The sequence below is a fragment of the Parachlamydia sp. AcF125 genome (assembly GCF_018342475.1).
Lineage (GTDB): Bacteria > Chlamydiota > Chlamydiia > Chlamydiales > Parachlamydiaceae > Parachlamydia.
The window spans coordinates 258175-278923 of sequence record NZ_JAEMUD010000001.1 but is presented as its reverse complement, the minus strand read 5'-3'; the positions used below and the strand labels follow the sequence as shown (position 1 = coordinate 278923).

Genomic DNA, 20749 nt, shown 5'->3' with positions numbered 1-20749 from the left:
ATCAATCGAAAAGGACCAGAAAGGGGAGTTGTTCAATTTAGCAAATTTTGTTAAACTTATCTTTTTTCATGATTCGGAAAACGTTATGTCTAATATTGAATCACAATGGCCTTCTGAAAATCCACGAAATATTATTGTTCGGATGCCAAATTGGCTAGGCGATCTTGTTATGGCCACTCCTATTTTAGCTGATTTGCGACATAAATGGCCAGATAGCAAAATTACCGCGATGTGTCAATCTAACGTAGCGCCTCTTCTGAAAAGTGACCCTTATATTGATGAAGTTTTTAGCTACCATCGACCCAGTGGATGGATCCACCGCGGCCAACATCTGGCAATTATAGAAAAGTTGCGGCGGGGAGAGTACGATTTAGGTATTTTGCTGACAAATTCTTTTTCTTCTGCTTGGTGGTTTTGGCGTGGAAATGTGCAAAACCGGATCGGGTATGCAGCAAATTTTCGCCGTTTTTTAATGCAAAAAGCTTTGTCATTTCCAGCTAATCGAGAATCCCAGCATCTCACCCTTACTTATAAAATGCTATTGCAATCAGTAGGCATTTCGGTTTCTGATACAGTTCCTAAGCTTTATGTAACAGAAAATGAACAAAATACTGCTTTTGACATGCTGTTGCGAAATGGGGTCGACCCTTCCCGCCAGACTTTGATTGGAATTAATCCTGGAGCCGCTTATGGCTCTGCGAAATGTTGGTTACCAGAGCGTTTTGAAGAAGTCACAAAACGTTTGCTTGAAGACCCTAAAGTTGCCATTGTATACTTTGGCGATCAGGCAGGGGCTCCTCTCGTCAATCGCATTTGCCAGAACTTTCCTGAGCGTGTTTTAAATTTAGCAGGAAAGACGTCTATTCGAGAGCTGATGGCTCTCATGCAAAAATGTGCCGTGATTTTAACCAATGACAGTGGTCCGATGCATGTAGCTGCGGCTTTAGGAGTGCCTTTAGTGGCTTTATTTGGATCTACAAATCCACTTAAAACAGGACCATTGCCAAAAGGAAAAGTGATTCAGCATTCAGTGGAATGTTCCCCCTGTTACAAACGGGTTTGTCCCATCGACTTTCGTTGCATGAAGAAGATTGAAGTGGATGAAGTCTACCAAGCTATTCGGCAGCAACTCCTCCATAGGGAATGAACTTTTGTATGTTATCAAGGCATTTCGATCACCTCTCTCTTCGAAGATGGTTTTTAGAGTACAAAAGAGACCTCCCCTGGAGAAATAGGATGGATCCTTACGCGATCTGGGTCTCAGAAGTGATGCTGCAGCAGACGCAGGTATCGGTTGTAATCCCTTATTTCGAGCGGTGGATGACGCTATTTCCCACAATTGGAGCGTTAGCCGAAGCTTCCTTAGATCGTGTGATTAAAGCTTGGGAGGGGCTAGGGTATTATTCTCGAGCGCGCCATTTGCATGAAGCAGCCCAATTTGTCTTACTCCATTGGAATGGTCAGCTGCCTGAGCAAGAAGAAGAGTTAAAAAAAATCAAAGGACTGGGACCCTATACAAGAGGGGCAATTCTTAGCTTTGCTTTTCATCAAAAAAGTGCAGCAGTAGATGGAAATGTGATGCGTGTGCTGACACGTTACTTTAATCTTTCTGATGACGTTAGTAAACCTAAAACGGTTCAAATGCTCCGCCAGTTGGTTTTGTCTATTCTTCCCGATGAAGGGCATTGGGTGATAAACGAAGCTTTAATTGAACTTGGAGCGACAGTGTGTAAAAAAAAGGCAGAATGCCAAAAATGTCCTCTGCAGTCTTCTTGTTTAGCTTATCGGCATGGAACCGTTGCTGAACGTCCCGTCAAGTCTTCCAAAATCCAGGTTATAAAGCTTTTCCGAGCTGTCCCCATCATCCAATATGAAAAAAAGCTGCTTGTTAAGAGGGGAGAGAAGGGTAAAATTATGGGCGATTTATATGAATTTCCTTACTTTGAAGTCAATAAAGAGGGAATTCAGATTCAAGAGTTTAAGGACAAGATCTATGGCAGCTTAAAGCTGTCTGTCAAGCATCAAGCTTCTATAAAAATGATCACGCATGGGTTTACTAAATACCATGTGACGCTATTTCCAGAAGTTTTTCAATCCTTAGTCGAGCCGAAGGTGGAGGGGTATGAGTGGCTGGAGATTGTGGAGCTAAAAAAATTAGCGTTCTCTTCAGGGCACAGGAAAATTTTAAACTTAATAACCTGAACGGAGAGATTTATGTTTAATTTTCAGCCCTTTAACCTAGCTGGCCGGCTATCTTCTGAGAAAAATGCCAAACTCGTTCTGAATTTCTACAAACAAACCCAAGTCTAGTGAATAAGTCGCCTTAGCACTTTAGCATTTGCCGCCTCGCACCTTATCCCTCCCTCTTTTTCTTTGGCGTCCCCACCGGTTGTGCTCTTATTAGTCAAATCAAGGGTTATTTTGAGTTTTTTTTGTTAACTAGTTTTTTTACTTTTTTGGGTAAAGTTGGATTTTCCTGTCTTTTAATTTATGGGGATAGCTAATAGCTATCTCTTTTTCTGTTGATAGAAAATTAGATTAGTTTTCAGCACGATGTTTTGCAATTAAGCCTGCTACTTCATAAAATGGCATGTCTTTTCTAAAGAGGGCATTAATAAACATTCTAAACCTTATTTTTCGCTATTTCAAATAAAACAGATAATTGACGATGAAAAATATTTGGAAATCCTTCGAGAGTATTAAGATTAAAATCCTTAGATCACCTCATTGTATAATGAGATTATAACTTTTAAATTAATTTGTAACTAATTTACATCTATTATCCCAATAATCTTCGCCGTAATTAATAGTTAGTTGGGTATTGGGAAGGATGGATGTTTGAGTTAAAAAAACTAAATGGAGTAAGCGCCGATCCATGACCCATAGAGGTGTTAAATTAGGTGTGTCGCTGTGATTGACAAATCGGAGTAAATTGCCCCCCTTAGAGGCATCAATTACGGTGTAATTCCATGAGAAAAAGCGAGTTGGGTAATGGACGCAGTAACCATTTGGATTGGGTTGCTTGCGACAAAGTGTTCGAATCATGCCTGTATATTCACCGAGCACCGTTTGGTCTGGCAAAGCCTGGGTCGTGTAAACCCCATATCCAATACGTGCATCCACCCATTTAATGATGAGAGAAGAAGGAGCTTTAAGGCATACCTGGGTTTGGAAAGGATGATGAATGGATTGAGCATTTTTTTTAAGGAGAGGGGCTAAAAGTAAGGGATAACTCTTGAGGTTTTCTTGCAAATGCGCATAGTTTTGAAACCTCAGGCTGGAAAAATAGGAAATGTGAAACTGTTTTTCAAATTCGGCAGGGGTGAGCTTTACAGAATGGGCGCTATTTTTTGAGAAGATTTTAATTCTCTCCTGTTGATGTCCTGATAGCAGCCGTTCACCTTCCTGAAAACCAAGCAACTGGCAAAGCTCTAATGGCGTGAAACCTGAAACATCTCGTTCCATTTGGCCTTTAGGATGAGACGCAATCAACCGCTGCAGAGAACAGATATCTCTTTCAATAACGGCTTGGCAAAAAGAAGGGGTGGTTGAAGGCATTTTATTAGCTAGCTAGGGGTTAAAAGGGAAAAAACAGGCTCCCTCTCATTTTTAATCATGGCTCATTTTCGATTTATCTAGCGCCGCCTCTTCTACTCGTAAGTTTGTCAGTTGGCTTTTAAAGGACATGGGCGGCTTTAGTTGTCGTTAGGATCTTCTCTCCAGTGTGTGTTTTGCTTCATTCTTCTTCAATCCCTGTTCCACTTCCCTCAGGACGCCTCTCTCATACCCTCTTGTCGATTTCTTCCATTCCTCTGCAGACATAGAGGCACTCTTTTCTTTGAATGTTTTAATTGCAGATTCAACTTCGCATTTAACTAGGTAGCTTTTTTTAAAAGAGTAAGGCTTTAGTTTGGGAAATATATACCTGAGAGGTTTGGGACCGAAATATTTTTGATGAAGCTGTTTCCACAGTACTTCTTCTTGTCCTATTCTTTTCCATTGCCTGCATACTAGCTCAGCTGTGGTAAGGTGGATGGGAGAAAGAAAAGAGAAAATGTGTAGGATTACTTCATCGGGCAACTTATTTATGGGGGCCGATTGAATGGTACTGCCGGGTAAAAAGCCCCAATGCATCCAACTGAATGGATTAAAGAAGGAAAAATAGATACACATGCTCACTTTTCTTTTAAAAATAATGAGAAATACAATTAAAGATATAATGTGCAATTATTTGTTTTTTTGCTACTACCCCTAAAGGGCCCTATGTGTTTTGTTCTACACTCTTAATTAAAATAAGTTTTTAATGGTTGATTTCCCGGTCTTCGATAAGAAAAAGGCGTTTTCTAGTAAATGTTCCTTTCATTTCCTTCTTTGGCGCAGGCGAGGTGCCAACACTTTCTTTACCAGAAAAAACTAATTTCTTTAAGACTTTTTATAAATTATAAGGGTTTTCTCCCTACCTGTTTTTTTATTTCATTCTTCTTCCCTTCCTTCTCTCTGGGCTACCATCATTCATGAAGTTACTCTCCACTCGCCTATGGGGAGGAGGCGAGAGGGGGGGCAGAAAGAAAGATCAGGGGATTAGGCGGTGATATTGATGCAAGGAAATAAGAGAAGAGGGTGTATAAGGGGATTTTTCACGCCCTGTTACAACAGCACGAAATAAGGACAAGCACGAGCAGTTGCCTTTTAGTAGATGAAATGATTGAACGATTGGTAATGAAGGTTTTAAGTTGATTAACTTATTTAAAGGTCGAAGTCGTAGCAAGAACCTAGCCGAGAGAGCTAGAATAAAATTAAAGACATTCTGGTATAGCAGCCAATGAGAAATGTCTTACAAATCTATAGGAGCAAGTTAAGCATAAAGGCCTGTTTCAATCGTAAGCTGGCAAAAGGAAGGAAAATTTAAAGCCCATTGATTAGTTAATCAGAAGTTAAAAAAAGGGAGGCAACAGCCTCCCTACCATTTTAAATATCGCTCATTGTCGATTTATCTAGCGCCGGCTCTTCTAGTAGGAAGTTTTGCGGTTGGTCTTTTAAAAGACATAGGGCGGGCTTTAGTTGCTGTTTTTTTAGCTTTTGCCGCTGCAGGTTTTGGCTGAGCTTTAATTGCTTTTGCTTTAGAAGCTTTTGCTGTAGTTTTTGCTGTAGTTTTTGCTGCAGGTTTAGAAGCTTTTGGCTTTGCTGCTTTAGCTGCAGGTTTTTTTGCACGGCCTTTTGTGCCTTTTTCAGATTGAATCGATTCTTTACGATACAACTTGGCAACTTTCTCTAGTTTTACTGTTCCTGTACGGACACGCTGGGAAGCTGCTTTGTTGCCGGCATCCGCTTTTTCAAGATCTTCAGCGATTTGTACAAGCAGATGCTTCATATTTTTTGTTGTCTCTTTCAACGCCATGCGGATTCTCCTCCTTAAATTTAGAGTTCATGACAATTAACTGAATATTTACTTTTGGATATATTGTGCAACATTTTTTTTACGAAGGCAAAAATTTTGATGCAAAAAACCTGAAAAGGGATCTCTCTTTTATTCTTATTCTTCCAAACATGGATTTAAGAATAGGTTCAAAGTCATTTCCTATCATAGTCAAAAAGGCTAAGAAACATCTTGGAAAAGAATAGTTACTTATCCTGCCCTGCCTAAAAAGATAGACTGTTTACCGAAAAGGCGATGATTCAGAAAATCTTATGAGGTTATTGCTTGAGGCAAAAACGATCTTTAAGAAGGCTGTCTAGAACCCTTTTCTCCTTCAAATTAGCGAATTTGAAGATTAAAATCCAATTTTCTTCTCTATTTTTACATCATTTATCGGCAAGGAAGCTTTATTCAGAGGTAAGTAGCGCGTGTTTTCTGAATAAATATTGGCAGTTGGGAGATGTTTTTTTTATCCGTTCATTTCGTTCTTTTCTTATTCTGAAGCCCTTTTTTCCAGCTTTAATAATGTGAGAAGGCAACATCGCTTTGCAACCCAATCAAGAGTTATATGGCATGCTCAGTTTGCAAGCGAGCTATCCTCAAGCTAGCAGAGGCAACTAGTAGATGGATATTTCGAAGTGCCATTTGTTAAGCAGGCGACCATTCTTTACCAACATATTGGAAAAAAATAAGAGCTTCGTTTTGGATTTTTAAAAACACCGAGAAAATACACTCCTCCAGGTTGCCCTGTGTGATGATAAGAAGAAGAATTTTCGGCAATTGCGAAAGTTGTGGAAGGATAGCAACCTATCTGAGATGCTTTTCTTTTTTATATGCTTGGCAGTTCTTATAGGCATTTAAGAAATTATGAAAAAGCAAAGGCCTTTCTACGTACGCATCTGGAACTAGCACTGGAAGAAAAAAGGTATTTATTGAAAAAGCTCCCTTTAAGTGAACACTTATTTACTTGTTAGGGGAGTATTAAAATCAGGCGGAGAAGCATTTTCAAATGGGTTTATAGCTAAGAATACCGGAGTTAAAGATAGCTTCGTTTGAACCTAATTTGCATAGCTTGGGCTTATGCAGGGTTTTTCTGGGGTTAGATTTAGTTCCTGATTTAAAAACCATACGCATTTTGCAATTAGAGGCTTTTGGCTTGCTTGAGAAGCGTTTTTTCTTAAGCCTATTTATAAGCAAGCCATTAGCTATTTTTAGAATGTCCTCTTAGCAGAAAAGCATCGCATAAGCTAGTATTAGGAATCTTTATATCCCTTTTATTCATAATCCTTAGAAAGGCAAAATTCTTATTTCAGCAGTTAGACGAGCTTTCTAAAGAAGGCTATGCTTATTTGTCATGAAGGCTTTATTGTTTGATAAAAGCCCCTTTCTTATTAAGGCTTTTCGCCTCTTAGATGCACAAATTAGGCCGTGTTGCATAAATATCCTATGGATAAGGCTTAAGCATCTGGCATGTGGAGAAATTTATGGAAAAAAGAAATAGGATAAGGCAGGCTTGCAGGTCAACTAAAACCTGGTAGGCCCATCCCATGCATCGGTAGGATATACAAACCTAAAATCTCCCATTCAACCCTGAAGCTTTTTGGTTGTCACAAGAGGCTTAAGCAGCCATAGCACGCCCCTGATCATCCTTATAAAAGGGCAATCTTAAATATATGCATGAAACTATCTTTTGTGTTTTTGCTAATCAGAAAGGATGCCTGCTTACGATCACAAGGCTGGATGGGTTTAGGGATTAGTTCAGACTTGCCAACTAGCAAAAGCTCTAAGAAAGGCCCTTAAGAAATTAAATCATGGCCGTCCTTTTGCGAGATTATATCCGGTTCAGCAAGATTCAAAGTATACAGTGAATGGAAGGTATGCTGGCATGACGTGCCAAAATGCATAACCTGGAGAAAGCTGCCTATTCGAGTGGGTCCTGATATTGGCAAAGAGTTCGTGTTACAGTAGGCCGACAAGGGGAGTGGTTCAGGAGAGAGTGAGACTAGCAAGAATCTGATTAAGAAGGTTCGGAACAAAGGATGAGAGGATTTGAAGATAAGGCTTATATAAGGAAGTGAATCTTAGTAAGAGATTGAAAAGGCCGGAGCAGAGCCACTTCCTTTCCCGTCAAAGGATATCATCCTGCATAAGGATGCAACTGGTGCGGCTATAATGAAGGGGATCGAGGCCATAAAAGAGATTAAGAAATTAGGCGGCAAGGAAAGCTGCCTTTAAGCTTTTTAACACCTGAGGACCTTTGCCGGTGAGCCAGCAAGTGCGCCATTTGAGGCTTGCTCAAACTTGTATAAATAGAAGGCAAGCTTGCTTGGCAGATCAGCATGTGAAGAGAATGGGAGCAAAATTGCATACAGGTGTCAACCTTAGGGGATGAAAAAGGGTCTAGTCTCATGATAAGGGCGTGTAAAAGGGTGCTAATAGAGAAAAATGCTTTGAAAGCGAATCCTGCTATTTCGTCTATCTAAATCAGATAGACAAAAGAATAATGGCAATTACTGAATGTCCATGGGTGAAAAAGGAAGAAGTGAGCAAGAAAAATAGGAAAGAATCAACCAATGGCCTATAATTTAATGATAAAAAATAAGAGTTTAAAAACGAGATAATCTTTTTTTATTTTAGCGATGACAAAACTTAAAATGTGGAATGAAAAAGCTTCCTTTAAAGAAGCTGAGCAAGAATGGGATCAAGGAGCTATCAAGGCATCTCAGGAATATCCTATTCAAGGTTTAAAGCAATTGCCCTCCATGGTAGGGATTACTCCGGATACAGCTAAATGGCTCAAATGGAAAAGCCTCTATTGGATGATGAAGCACGACCGCGATAGGAAAATTCTACGCAGTTTTTTGCGTCATCCTTTAAAATATGGGTGGAACTATTTAAAATCTTTGTTAAAAGATAAACCTTACAAGCGAGAGAATGATTTTTTCTTGTATGGGATCCAATCATTAGAAGATTTTGCTCAACTATTAAAGCAAGAACGTACTTTATTAGTGGTAGGTTTTTCTTACTGCCATAAGCCTTTTGAATGTCCATCAGGTCGTTTCTCCGCGGATTGTCAACATGATCCCTCCCATCCAGTCTGCCGGCAATGTTTTATTGGAAAAGTGATGAATGCGCTTCCCGATCAAAATACAATAGGAGTGGCCATTCCCACTATTCATTCTATTGGAGGGAAAATCTTTGAGCTAATCGAAAAGTATCCTGATAAACAGCTCATTTTTATGATTACTGCCTGTGAGATGACTCTTCAAATGTTTGGAGATTGGGGCAATATGGTAGGCATTCAAGGAATTGGGGTGCGTTTAGATGGAAGAATTTGCAATACCATGAAGGCTTTTAAACTTTCTGAGGAAGGGATTAAGCCGGGGTTGACCGTGGTTTTAGAGGATACCAAAGCCCAGATGATGCGATGGGTTGCCCAACGAAGAGAAGCCGAACTTGACCCTTAAGGTCAAGCTCGGTCAATCAAAAGGCTAACTAGGCTTTTTCTTTGAAAAAGCCTCTTTAAGGGTTTTTACGGCATTTTGAATGGCTTCATCCGTAGGAGGCGAGGCATTTTCAGCCCACTCCACTAACTTTTGTCTTCGGTTTTCTGTCAATTCCTTCTGAAATTTTTTATCTTGCAAGGTTTCTACTATCCATTGAGGAGTTTGGCTGATTGTTTGTAGATAGCTTTTTCCCTTCTCATCTCTAAAATCTAAGCACGCTAAAATAAAGGTTCTCAACAAGTGTTTATTTTGCTCTGGTGCAATTGAGCTTAAGGATGTTTGGTTAAAAGTTCCCTTCGCATGATAATACTTCAGTATTTTGCGCATGTAAAGGACTTGGTCTTGGGTTTTTAACACTAAAGCCCCTTGAGCGAGATTAAGAAAGGCTTGATCAGAATGAGAGTTAAAAACAAGCGCTTTAATGAATTTTTTTAAGTTTTTAGCTTCTAGGAGAGTTTCGAAAATAAACTGAATCCACGCTGAGGAGGGGGAATTTGGTGTGTCAAAATGAAGCACATCGTATTTTCCCAAATCTTCAACATTTCTCTTTTCAAATTTTTCCTTAAAATTTTTCCTGTCAGTTCTTGTTAAACTTTTCTTCTTTGCAAGCAAGAAAGCAAATTCTCCCCTTAGGGCTTTTTGAATTTTTAGTTCCGCTTCCTGTAGTTGAGGTTGCTTGCTAGCCAAAGTTTCAGTTTTCAACGATTCGTTTGGCAATAATGGGCGAGGAGGAAGAGGTGGAGCTGTTTCCGACATTTGGAACGATGGTTTAGGAATTGGGGTTCTTTCTTTAGTAGGTTTAACAACTGGCTCTGTAGTCGCTTCTTGACTTTCAGTGCTTGGAGAAACAGAGACCGCTGCTTTCTCTTCTTTATTTGCTAGATTTACGGCTGGTTGAACCGGTTGGAGAACTTCTTTTAGCTGAGCAGCCCGGGACGGCGTTGAGGTACCTTCTAGAGCAGGGGCAGTTGTTATTTGCTCGGAGGTTCCTTCAGCTGGAGAAGATTCTTCTATGCGTATGCTCGTTGGTTGTTCTTGCATCGTCATTGAGGAAGCTTTTTTGGCAGATTGATTTGCGCTTAGAGGAGTTTGTGCTTTAGCCTCAAAAGAGGATGTTATGTCTTTTACAGTTGGCTTTTTTGCACTTGGTTGAGCTTCTTCTGACTGAATAGTCTCAGCTTGTGCGGAAGGTTTTTCTTTTGCTGGTAAATCCATTCTTTCACTAGATTCCCCCTTGGTCGGTTGCACTATTTCGACAGTAGCGGAGGTTTTAGCTGCGGCCATAGGCTGAGGTGCAGCTATGGTTGGCTGGGCCTCTGCTGTAGTTGAGGCCGGCTCCTGTAGCGAGGTTGGAAGGCCTTTTTTACTGTTTTCAGACTTGGCAGTAAGCGTTTGCAAGGGCGTATAGGTAGAGGAGGGGCTTTCAGGTGTTTTTTGAGAATTCGTAGTGGTGCGTGGCTCAGATTGTTGCGTTTTTTTGGGCTCTTGAACAGCAATTTGCGGTTCTTCAGCTTTCTTTTCTTTTTTTTGAGTTTTCTCTTCCTTATCGTGAGGGGGCTGTGGATTTACAGAAGAGGGAAAACTTTTGGGGCTTTCAGGAGAAAGATTGTTGAGGCCTTCACTCTCCTTTTTGATTTTATTGTATAAGCCGTAGGAGGTTATAAAGCCGTAGCCAGAGAGTAAATTAGCAATAGCTGAAAAAAAACTTCTAAACCAGGATCTCTTCTTTACCTGCAATCGCTGGGCTACAGCTGCAAGCTCTTTACGTTGCTCCAAAGGAAGTGAGGAATTATTGATATGCTTGCGCAAGGAATAAAGTTGATAGATAGTTGAAACAAGTTTAGCTTTTTTAAATTTTGGATCTTTCGGGTCTTTGTTAATAACTTCAAAAGTTTTTCCTCGATAAACAAGCACTTTATCGGAAGAAGAGGTCCTTTCATGAGAGGAGCTATTTTTGCTGATCTCTAAAAAATACTTAGCGTCAATCGGGGTAGTATTAGCCATATTTAAATCCTCATAGGTATTCAAACTTTTAATCATTTTTACTTTAAGACGGTAATCATCTTAACACAATTACTTATTTAATTTTATAGATTTTTGATAGTCTCTAAAGAGACCAAGAAAGGAGCTATTTAAAGAATCGCGGCTCCTTTAGTTGGTTAACCGCGAACCACCTTTATGTATTTTTTTCTGTAAAGTAATGATGCCATTTGCGAAAAGGCTTATGGGGATTTTGATGGTGATAAGGGCGCACTCTGGGAGCATTTTTGCATGGTTCTTTGCAACAGCCTGCTAATTGATGCAGGCAATCTGCACAGCAAATAAATAAATGGTTGCAGTCCATATTGGCACAATTGTAATAGGAGTCTGCAGCAGTGCCACAATGGTGACATTTTCCTATGACTTCTGCTTCCTCTTCACTTATAGGGACTGTCATCCGATCATCAAACACAAACAATTTTCCTTTCCAATGAGAAGAGCCTTCTTGAAGCCCATAATTAATCACTCCTCCATGTAGCTGGTATACTTTTTCAAAGCCTTTTTCCTTAAGAATGGAAGAATAAAGCTCACATCGTATTCCCCCTGTGCAATACATCATCACAGGCGTTTTTTGAGGGTCGACTTGTTCTTTTAAACGATCGGAATAGTTCTCGAATTCCCGGAATGTCTCACAGGGGGGAAGCTCTGCATTTTCAAAATGGCCCACTTTCCATTCATAATCATTGCGCACATCGATCAAAATTTTACGTTCTGGATTTTCTAGCATTTCACGCCACTTTCGAGGGGAAACATGTTCTCCTTGCAAAGCGAGATTAACAGCTTTGTCATATGCCACAAGATTTTTGCGGTATTTAACGCTCTTTCGAGGGAAAACGTGTTCATGGTGGGTGTGGAGCTTAAACTCTACCGTGGCAAAATGGGGTTTTGCATGCAGCCAATTCATATAGGCTTCGGCATCTTTTTCCGAGGCACTCATCTGTCCATTGATCCCTTGTTCTGAGAGATAAATACGGGAGGAAACATCTCTATCCTGAAAAAATTTTTGATGGGATAAAACTTCTTCTCGAGGATTTTCTAAGGGGGTAAAATGGTAATAAGCTAAAACATAATAAGGCATGGGCAATGTCATAAGGTTTAATTAAAAATTAAAAACACATATTTTGGAAGGGCTTTTTGATTGTCAGTTGTTTTAATCTAACTGACAAACTATTTTCTCTGGGAAAACTTAGCCTTAATAGCAAAATTACACGGAGTTTTCACGCCTCTCTCCAGGAGAAAACCAAAGTCTCGATCAGTATAAATGAAAGTTTTCTTTTTTGCTACTCATTCACATCATGCCACCTTTTCTCAAACCAAACAGACCAAGGCGTTTCAAAATGATAGCAACCTTTGCAGTATTCATAAAACATCCGAATAAACTGAGCCCTTTGTTCTGCATGTTCGTGCTTCCAAAAATGGTCGGAAGGCAGTGAAAAAAGGTTAATGCCGCCGAGCGCTTCATGCCTTTCAATAATATGCTCTAGCGATACTTTGGTCGCATTTTTGATAATGTCATACATCACTAAAAAAGTAGTTGTTCTTCCTTGTCCTGCTGAACAGTGAAAATGCAGCCAAGTATCAGGAGGGAGGGTTCGTGTGAATGCCACAAATTGATCGATAATTTCATCTGTGGGGCGGCAATGGTCAGTCACAGGAAGGCGCAAATAACCAATGTTAAGTGAGCTGGCGAGTTCTTTCTCGGAAAAGACCTGGCGTGGAAAAAGGAGGATTGGATAGGTTTTTTGTTTATAAGCAATCAGAAAAGATTTTTTTCCATGTATAGAAAGCTTTTCTAGTTGATCATGTTCGATCTGAGCTAATGTTTTCCCCCGATTGCTCCACCCCCTTGTTCCATACCAGCTGACCGCATCTCCGTTAATAAATCCATGGGACTCTTCTCGTAAATCAATGAGAGTGACTTTATTGGTTGGCAGGACAGAGAGAATTTTGCTTAGAGAAGCTGGGCAAAATTGAGCGCTTGCTGATGCATTCAAATCGGCTAGATGATTGGAATTTATGGAAGAGGACAACTTCTGGTGGCAAATACGAAAATTGCGAGGCAAGTCAGGGCGATTAGACATATTGACTAGCAAAAGAGAGGCTGTGGATTTCCCAATAAGAGGATAAATAAGAAAGAAGAAAATAAAAATCACTATTGTGACATAAAAAACTTTAAGCATGCGTGTCCAAAGTCTAATAACATGTTAGAAAAGAGATCATTATTTTCTAGCATTTAGATTAATGCTAGCACCCCATGATGACCCATATTTACGTTCTATAAAAATCTAACAAGCTAACTTAAAGATTTAATAAAGATGAAAGCTACATTTCAAAAAAAACTTCTTTTAAGGCTCTTTGATGAAGCTTGCTAATTTTTTAAAGGGCTCAAAAGATTCAAAAGAGCCCCCACAGAAACTGTTGAGTTTAAGCGAGAGGAGTAAAAGAACAGAAACGCCAATCTATCTTTCACCTCCCTTGAGGAGCAGCCTAAGGAGCGACCTGCTGCTTTCTTTTAGGAGAGGTTTAAATGGGTTTAATTTAGGAGCTAAAACATCCTCAATTTCGTCAGCCTGTAGGCTTGTGCAAAAGGATTCCAGCTTTTAAGCCTACCTCTTCTCCCTGAAAATCCCCGCTTCGCCCTCCTACCTAACGTAGCGTAGATATCCTTGATGCTTTGGCAGGCTTGTGTTTTTCATGGATAGGGGTTTTATCCTCATGTTGGCGTAAACAGCTAGCTGCCTTAGAGGGATGTTTAGCAGTAAGAGTTGCGTGTAAGTTAGGTTTATTGATAGGTTTAGCTTTATTTAGGGATGTTTATGCTGTCTCCTAGAAGAGGAAATCCATGGAAGAAAAGGAACAGATATGCGACAATAGGAAATAAGTAAAAGACGCGCCGACTTATTCGGATTTTCTCATTCACTAAAATAAGAGGAAAATATGGCTGAGCAATTAAAATATTTGAACGATAAAAATTTTCGAGAAACGATTGCTAAGGGAGTGACCTTAGTGGATTTTTATGCAGATTGGTGTGGCCCTTGCCGTATGATTGCCCCAGTCATTGAGCAGCTTGCTGCAGAGATGGATGGAAAAGCTACAATTGCGAAGCTGGATATTGAAAGTGCCCAAGAGACGACCGCTCAGTTTCAAGTGACCTCAATTCCTACCATCATTCTCTTTAAAGATGGGGAGGAAGTTCGCCGAATTGTAGGTTTAAAAGACATCGATGCATTGAGGCAGTTAATTACAGCTGCATTGTAACAAATTCGCCTCTTTTGAATGGATTATCTCAAAAGAGGTTATTCTTTTTTAAAGCCTTGTTGTCGCCACGCTTCATACACTCCAATCCCCACCGAGGTAGCTAAATTTAAGCACCGCACTCCCGAAATCATGGGAATTTTTACACACCGTTCCGGCCATTTTTGGGTAATAGAGGAGGGAAGGCCATGGGTTTCTGCGCCAAAGATTAGAAGATCTTGAAAATGGTAGCTGACTTCTGTATAGGGTATTCGGGCATGACTAGAAAAAAAATAGAAATTCTGTTTGGTTTGAGCGAGCAATTCTTCGAGGTTATCCAAAATTTGGACATTTACCCCTTCCCAATAATCCAACCCGGCCCGTTTTAGCCAACGATCAGTCACCGAGAAACCGAGAGGAGCAATCAAGATCAGATTTTTTCCTGTTACGGCACAAGTGCGGACAATATTACCCGTATTTTGGGGAATCTGAGGCTGGTAGAGAACAACAGTCACGAAAGGAAACCTTGAAAAGTGCAAGGCCGCTATCTATTCACAGCTGCCTTGCAAAATAAGTAAAATTTAACGAGAAGTTTTTTGGGAATTTTCCTCAGAAAAATCAGGCAAAGGCTTCGATTTATCTTCGGCGCTATTATCTGCTTTAATCACCTCTACATCAAAGATGAGGAGAGAATTTGGAGGAAGGTGCCCTGAGGTGCCATAACCTAAATCAGGGTGTACAAAAAGTTTGCGTTTTTCCCCTTCTTTCATTCCTAAAATCCCTTTGCTAAAGCCTGGGATTGTTTGATCTAAAGGCACTGTGACAGGGCCTCCCGTATCATCAGAGCTTCCAAAAACTGAGCCGTCTAGATATTTCCCGGTATATTTAACAAGAGGGGATGCGTGTTCTGTCACGGCTGGTTCATGTCCAACCTCTACGATGACGTACTGGAGTTTGCCTGGCTCGATTTCAACAAGTTTCGGTGTCTTGAGATTATCTTTTAAAAACTGGTTGGCTGCCTTTAAGTTTTCATTGGCAAGCTCTGTAAAAGCCCTAGCTTGTAGCTGAGTCATCATGGTTTCGTATTCTTGATCGGTCAACGGAGAAGGCTTGTTGGCAGCTCCCTCCCTCATCCCTTTGATGATGCTTTCAAGATCGAATTTAATACCTGGTGCATTCAAATTACGTCCAATAAAGTTACCGAAAGCTTCAGAAAGTTTTACGATGTCAATTTCTTGAGGAGCTGTTTGGGCAGGTTTATTAGGTTCCTGTTGGGTTGTTGCTTGATCGGCAGAAAAAAGAGCGCTAGCTTGAAAAAGTAGGGTTGATAGAGTAACAAGAGCCCATATGCGACTTTTCGTAATCATAAATAAATTTCTCCTCTTAATTGGAAATAAAATCAAACCTGTACTTTAGGGGATTGGCTAAATTCTGTCAAAAAAATCAACATTGCTTTTCCGCCTCTACAGAAATTCTTAATTCATGCAGCTGCTTTTTTGGGACACCAGAAGGGCACTCAAGCATAAGATCACTGCCTTTTTGGGTTTTTGGAAAAGCAATCACATCCCGTATATTATCTGTATCGGTGAGTAACATGATTAAACGATCTAATCCAAGCGCCAGCCCTAAGTGAGGGGGTGTTCCAAAACTCAAAGCTTCCAGAAAAAATCCAAATTTGTGCTTAAGCTCTTCTGGAGTAAATTTGAGCTTTTCAAAGATTTTCTGCTGAAGCTCGCTGTTGTGGATACGCTGAGAGCCTCCTCCAATTTCATATCCATTTAAAACCAGGTCATAACCTGACGAACGCATTTGTAAAGGATTCGTATCTAGCAAATGTAAATCTTCAGGAAGGGGAGAAGTGAAAGGGTGATGTTCGCTTTCCAAGCGTTGCTCATCTGGATTCCATTTAAATAAGGGAAAATCTCTCACCCACAGGAAGCGGTAAGTATGAGGAGGAATCAAATGGCGGTCCTTTGCAAGGCGTCGGCGCAAATGATCGAGAGCTTGGTTAACGTTCGACTTTTGGTCTGCCACCATGAAAATTAAATCCCCATTTTCCACTTGGAGACGTTCGATAAGCTGTTGCTGTTGCTCAGGTGAGAAAAATTTCACAATATTAGAAGCCAAGGCGCCTTCTTGCATTTTCATCCAAGCTAGGCCATTGATTTCAAATCGACTTACAAATTCTGTGTAAGTTTCAATGCCTTTACGCGTGATATCTGAGCCACCTTTGACGCAAAGGCCTTTGACTGTTCCCCCTTCGCGAAGCTGGTCTAGAAAGATAGAAAAGGTGGAGTTTGCCACAATATCGTCAAGGGTGGAAAGGGGCATTTCAAAACGTGTATCCGGCCTATCACAGCCATATTTTTCCATACACACTGTGTGGGAAAGCGTTTCAAAAGAGGAAGGGATTTCAATTGAGCAACATTCTTTAAATAACATTTGGACAAGCCCTTCAACAAGGGGAATCAGCACGCCGGGAGTAGCGAAGCTCATTTCAAGATCAATTTGCGTAAATTCAGGCTGCCTATCAGCACGCAGGTCTTCGTCTCGGAAGCAAGTTGCAATTTGAAAGTACCGGTCCATGCCTGCGACCATTAACAATTGTTTAAAGATCTGCGGAGATTGGGGTAGGGCATAGAAATTTCCAGGGTGAATGCGGGAGGGGACGAGGTAATCTCTTGCCCCTTCTGGAGTGGATTTTCCCAAGATAGGGGTGGAAATTTCAACAAACCCTTTTTGGCTAAGATAGTTGCGCGTAGCCAACATGGCTTTATGCCTAGTAATTAATTTTTCTGCTACATCTCCTTTGCGAATATCTAAATAGCGATATTTTAAGCGCAGCTCTTCATGTACTTCAACCGATGCGTCACAGATAGAAAAAGGAGGCGTCTTAGCGGGAGATAAAACCTCGATATGCTCAACAACCACTTCAATGTCTCCCGTTGCTAATTTAGGATTTTTCATTTCAGCGGTACGTTCGATAACATGTCCTTGAATAGCGATAACCCATTCTGAGCGTAATTTTTCACTGGTGCTGTGGGCGGCTGCATTAGCCTTAGGATCGAATACAAGTTGGGTTAAGCCATAGCGATCGCGAAGATCGATAAAGATGAGCCCTCCATGATCTCGATAGCGGTGAACCCATCCTGATAAGATGACAGAGGTGCCAGTATCTGCTTGGCGCAATGCTCCGCAGGTGTGAGTTCTAACAAAGTTAAACATATTTCTCCTGAAAAACGGCGAGCAATTCCCTTATTCAATAATGCCTTGAATCTCTTCCATGGCATTTTGAAGTTGCTGAGTGAGGTTTTTCGTTTGTTCAATGGATTGGGAAATTTTTTTGAAAAAGAACTCTGCTTCTCCTGGCTCTTTAAAGGGCTCATGCATTTCGTTCCACATTTTTAAAAGGTCGGAAGTGTTGGTCTCGATTTCTAGAATACGGTTCAGATGAAATAGAGGAGCCACATAAGATTGGCCAGTCGCCATCTCCTTGAGTTGGACTTCTTTCTTTTGAAGCTCTTGATCACCTACCACCGCTACAAAACGAGCGCCAAGTTGGTTAGCAAGCTGCATGGCTTTTCCAATTTTTTTTCTGGAAAAATCCATTTGAGTGGAGATCCCTTTTTGACGCAGTTCATGTGCAAGGGTAAAGCATATCCTTTCAGCTTCTTTACCCAAGGGAATTAAGAATAAGGCAGGTTGATAGGAGGGGGGAAGGGGGATTTCTTGTTTTAACATCGTTTGAATGATTCGCTCGATCCCTGTCCCAAAGCCAAGGGCGGGAAGATCTGGCCCTCCCATTGTTTTAATCAACCCATCGTAACGGCCGCCACCGCCTACGCTATTTTGGGCTCCCAGCTGCCCTGAAACAATTTCGAAAACTGTCCTGTTGTAATAATCAAGGCCTCTAACAAGGTTGTGATTAACTTCAAAAGGGACATTTAACAGGGTGAGAAGCTGTTTAACAGTTTCGAAATGGTCACGTGAGGGGCCATCTAAAAAATCGAGAATAGAGGGTGCTGAGGCCACAATTTTTTGATCATTCGGATCTTTCGAATCTAAAATACGTAAAGGGTTGGCTTCAAAACGTGTTTTGCTATCAGCAGAAAGCTCGTCAAAATGCTCTTTTAGATAGCTTTTTAAAGCCTCTTTATAGGAAATGCGAGTTGCTGGAGTTCCAATAGAGTTAATATAAACTCGCAAATTGGAAAGCCCTAGACGGGTATAGAGGGTATAAAGGAGGTCGATCACTTCTGCATCTTGTTCAGGAGCCTCACAACCGATCACTTCAACTCCAAACTGGTGGTGTTGCCGATAGCGGCCTGCTTGCGAGCGTTCATAGCGGAACATGGGCCCGATGTAAAAAAGTTTGTGCGTGCGGGATTCTTGATGGATGCTATTTTCGACAAAAGCTCTAACGACAGGAGCGGTACCTTCAGGCCGTAACGAGATCGACCTTCCCCCTCTATCTTCAAAGGTATACATCTCCTTTGAAACCACATCGGTACTTTCTCCAACGCCTCTTTTAAATAATTCGGTGCGTTCAAAGATGGGGGTGCGAACCTCCTCAAATCCGTATTCGGCAGCCAGTTTACGAATAACCGATTCGGCAAATGTCCACAAATGAGAGAGCTGCCAAGTCTCTTCTGTGCCGCGGGGAAGTATATCGAAAACGCCTGGAGGCTTAGAAATATCCATAAATCATCCTTTTTTACTCAGTCATGCAAGTATATGTGGTTGGAAAAAAAGAGTCAAAACAAAGGCGAGTAGGGGAATTAAAAATTCTTCTTTTTTAAAAATTGCGCTAAAAAAGTTTTAAATCGTTTAAATACAACGGCTTAATGATAGAAAATTCTGCAAAGAGGGGAGATAGAAAAGGGGGGAATTTGAAAAGTAGGGAAATAAAAAAAGGAGGAGGGGCGTCCTCCTTAAAATTATTCGAAACCCACTGCTTCTGGCGTCTTTGCTTTGAAGAGGGATTTGCGTCGCAGGCACCAGCCATATGTGGTTGAAAGAACTAAGCAAGCGGACAAGAAAACAGCCCCTGCTAGCCAGCCCCATCGCACCCCCTTATCTATATTAAATCCATCAAATTCTTGAAGCAAGTTGCCCACTAAAATGCAAGCTAGCACACAGGGGGCAAAGTAGCGCAGCATATAGGCGTATATCGTCAATTGGGAGCCTTTATACCATAGGGGATTTTCTCGGATGGTTTTTGATCGATATTGGAAGGTGGCAATTAAGGCCAATCCACCAATTAACATATTAATCCCTAATACCATAGGCGCAAGCGCGTTAATAATATGAGATCCATTGCCCATGCAGAATATCACTCCAAATAGGCCTAAAATAGCGGTGGTCATCGTTACGGCTTTTTTGCGAGTAAAGGCGAATTCTACTTCAACGTTTCCGGCAATGCTTTCTACGATAGAGAACACACCTGTAATCCCTGCGATAAAAATGCAGGCAAAGAAGATCACTCCCATGATAGTAGAGAAAGGGGCTCCAAAAAACTTTAACATGGTAGGGAATAGAATAAACCCAATGTCAAAAGTTGAATCGGTGGAGAGGATGGAATCAAAAGGAATTTGTTGAACATAACTGACATGCGCTAAGCACGCAAAAATTGCCAATCCTGAGATAAAGGAAACAGCAAAGTCTCCCAGAGCAACCCAAATCATAGCTGTGGCAATATTTGTATTTTGGCTGGTATGACGGGAGTAACCTACAATAATGCCTAATCCTAAAGAAAGGCTGAAGAAAAGCTGGCCAAAAACATCTCGCCACAATGTCGGATCGAGTAATTTGGAAAAATCAGGTTTTAAATAAAAAAGCAATCCGTTCATCCCCCCAGGCAAGCAAAGCATGATCACTGCCAAAAAAGCCATAATACATGCCATTAAAGGCATAAATAAGGTGCAAATCTTTTCGATTCCATCTTTCACATTTCTCACTAGTACAAACCAAGTGGCCACGCAAACAGCCAGCGTAGAAATCAAAATCGTCCAGGAAAGAGAGCCCATTTCTCGGATGGAAGGGGTGACTTTTAAGAAAGAATGGAGAAAAAATGTTTGGGAGTCTTCTGGAATTTGGTTAGTTGCAGCAAAATAGGTATACGCAACCGAATAACCAGTTAAAACAATGTAAAATCCCCCAATTGTCAGGCAGCTCAAAATGGCAAGCCAGCCTAACATCTTGCCTTTTTTACCTAGCACTTTTCCATAAGCACTCACAATAGGCAGTTTCCACTGATATCCAACCAAACCTTCGAGCAACAACATGGGAACGCCAAGGCTAAGGAGCGCGATGAAATAAGGAATAAGAAATGCCCCTCCGCCGTTTTTATAAACTTGGGCACTAAAGGCCAGAACGTTAGCAAATCCAACAGCTGAACCAATTAATGACCAAATATAGCCCGACTGTTTGTTCCATGTGTCGGATGAATGGTTGGACATGGGTGCTCCCTTTTAAAAATGTGATAATCATTTTAATAGATTTTTTAATTTTAAACAAGAATAACAGGTTAAAGAACTAATAATCAAGGAGAAAT

Annotated in this window: 15 protein-coding genes; 4 read left to right on the top strand and 11 right to left on the bottom strand. The window is 40.8% G+C overall.

Going from position 1 to position 20749, the window contains the following annotated elements; genetic code table 11:
* Positions 1 to 85 precede the first annotated feature (85 nt).
* Both waaF and mutY read left to right on the top strand, forming a co-directional pair.
* Positions 86 to 1147: a lipopolysaccharide heptosyltransferase II gene (gene waaF, locus PARA125_RS01155; RefSeq protein WP_213156899.1), complete on the top strand. Its 1062-nt coding sequence runs from the start codon at positions 86 to 88 to the stop codon at positions 1145 to 1147.
* A complete protein-coding gene (gene mutY / locus PARA125_RS01150) occupies positions 1144 to 2202 on the top strand; it encodes an A/G-specific adenine glycosylase (RefSeq protein ID WP_349305636.1) in 1059 nt (352 codons plus the stop codon). Before waaF ends, mutY begins: the two co-directional genes overlap by 4 nt.
* 552 nt (positions 2203 to 2754) lie before the next feature.
* On the opposite strand, the gene PARA125_RS01145 is transcribed toward mutY, so the two are convergent.
* The 3 genes from PARA125_RS01145 to hctA all read right to left on the bottom strand — a co-directional run bounded on the left by PARA125_RS01145 (position 2755) and on the right by hctA (position 5398).
* Positions 2755 to 3558, bottom strand: coding sequence for an SET domain-containing protein-lysine N-methyltransferase (locus PARA125_RS01145; protein ID WP_213156897.1), 804 nt, complete (start codon positions 3556 to 3558; stop codon positions 2755 to 2757).
* A 147-nt stretch (positions 3559 to 3705) separates the two neighbouring features.
* Positions 3706 to 4173: an F-box protein gene (locus tag PARA125_RS01140; protein WP_213156896.1), complete on the bottom strand. Its 468-nt coding sequence runs from the start codon at positions 4171 to 4173 to the stop codon at positions 3706 to 3708.
* Positions 4174 to 4990: 817 nt separating this feature from the next.
* Positions 4991 to 5398, bottom strand: a complete 408-nt coding sequence (hctA, locus tag PARA125_RS01135; RefSeq protein ID WP_213156895.1) for a histone H1-like protein HctA — start codon at positions 5396 to 5398, stop codon at positions 4991 to 4993.
* A gap of 2657 nt (positions 5399 to 8055) precedes the next feature.
* Between hctA and PARA125_RS01130 the strand changes: the two genes are divergently transcribed.
* Positions 8056 to 8883: a hypothetical protein gene (locus tag PARA125_RS01130; protein ID WP_213156894.1), complete on the top strand. Its 828-nt coding sequence runs from the start codon at positions 8056 to 8058 to the stop codon at positions 8881 to 8883.
* Positions 8884 to 8907: 24 nt separating this feature from the next.
* On the opposite strand, the gene PARA125_RS01125 is transcribed toward PARA125_RS01130, so the two are convergent.
* The 3 genes from PARA125_RS01125 to PARA125_RS01115 form a co-directional block, all read right to left on the bottom strand.
* Entirely contained in the window at positions 8908 to 10926 is a 2019-nt protein-coding gene (locus tag PARA125_RS01125) for a hypothetical protein (RefSeq protein WP_213156893.1), read from the bottom strand.
* Between the two features lie 172 nt (positions 10927 to 11098).
* The gene (trhO, locus tag PARA125_RS01120) at positions 11099 to 12046 is read right to left on the bottom strand and encodes an oxygen-dependent tRNA uridine(34) hydroxylase TrhO (RefSeq protein WP_349305661.1); all 948 of its coding nucleotides are present in this window, start codon (positions 12044 to 12046) and stop codon (positions 11099 to 11101) included.
* Positions 12047 to 12242: 196 nt separating this feature from the next.
* Positions 12243 to 13142 carry a phosphatase domain-containing putative toxin gene (locus PARA125_RS01115; protein ID WP_213156891.1) on the bottom strand — a complete coding sequence of 300 codons (900 nt, stop codon included), beginning with the start codon at positions 13140 to 13142 and terminating at the stop codon, positions 12243 to 12245.
* A 757-nt stretch (positions 13143 to 13899) separates the two neighbouring features.
* On the opposite strand from PARA125_RS01115, the gene trxA reads away from it, so the two are divergent.
* Complete coding sequence (gene trxA, locus PARA125_RS01110; RefSeq protein ID WP_213156890.1) at positions 13900 to 14220, top strand: thioredoxin; 321 nt, start codon at positions 13900 to 13902, stop codon at positions 14218 to 14220.
* 38 nt (positions 14221 to 14258) lie between these two features.
* On the opposite strand, the gene PARA125_RS01105 is transcribed toward trxA, so the two are convergent.
* The 5 genes from PARA125_RS01105 to PARA125_RS01085 form a co-directional block, all read right to left on the bottom strand.
* Positions 14259 to 14711, bottom strand: coding sequence for a tRNA (cytidine(34)-2'-O)-methyltransferase (locus tag PARA125_RS01105; RefSeq protein ID WP_213156889.1), 453 nt, complete (start codon positions 14709 to 14711; stop codon positions 14259 to 14261).
* A 66-nt stretch (positions 14712 to 14777) separates the two neighbouring features.
* The gene (locus tag PARA125_RS01100; protein WP_213156888.1) at positions 14778 to 15563 is read right to left on the bottom strand and encodes an FKBP-type peptidyl-prolyl cis-trans isomerase; all 786 of its coding nucleotides are present in this window, start codon (positions 15561 to 15563) and stop codon (positions 14778 to 14780) included.
* Positions 15564 to 15639: 76 nt separating this feature from the next.
* On the bottom strand, positions 15640 to 17421 hold the full coding sequence (gene aspS / locus PARA125_RS01095) for an aspartate--tRNA ligase (protein WP_213156887.1): 1782 nt from the start codon (positions 17419 to 17421) through the stop codon (positions 15640 to 15642).
* A gap of 30 nt (positions 17422 to 17451) precedes the next feature.
* Positions 17452 to 18897: a histidine--tRNA ligase gene (gene hisS, locus PARA125_RS01090; protein WP_213156886.1), complete on the bottom strand. Its 1446-nt coding sequence runs from the start codon at positions 18895 to 18897 to the stop codon at positions 17452 to 17454.
* Positions 18898 to 19133: 236 nt separating this feature from the next.
* Complete coding sequence (locus PARA125_RS01085; protein WP_213156885.1) at positions 19134 to 20654, bottom strand: sodium-dependent transporter; 1521 nt, start codon at positions 20652 to 20654, stop codon at positions 19134 to 19136.
* Positions 20655 to 20749: the final 95 nt, after the last annotated feature.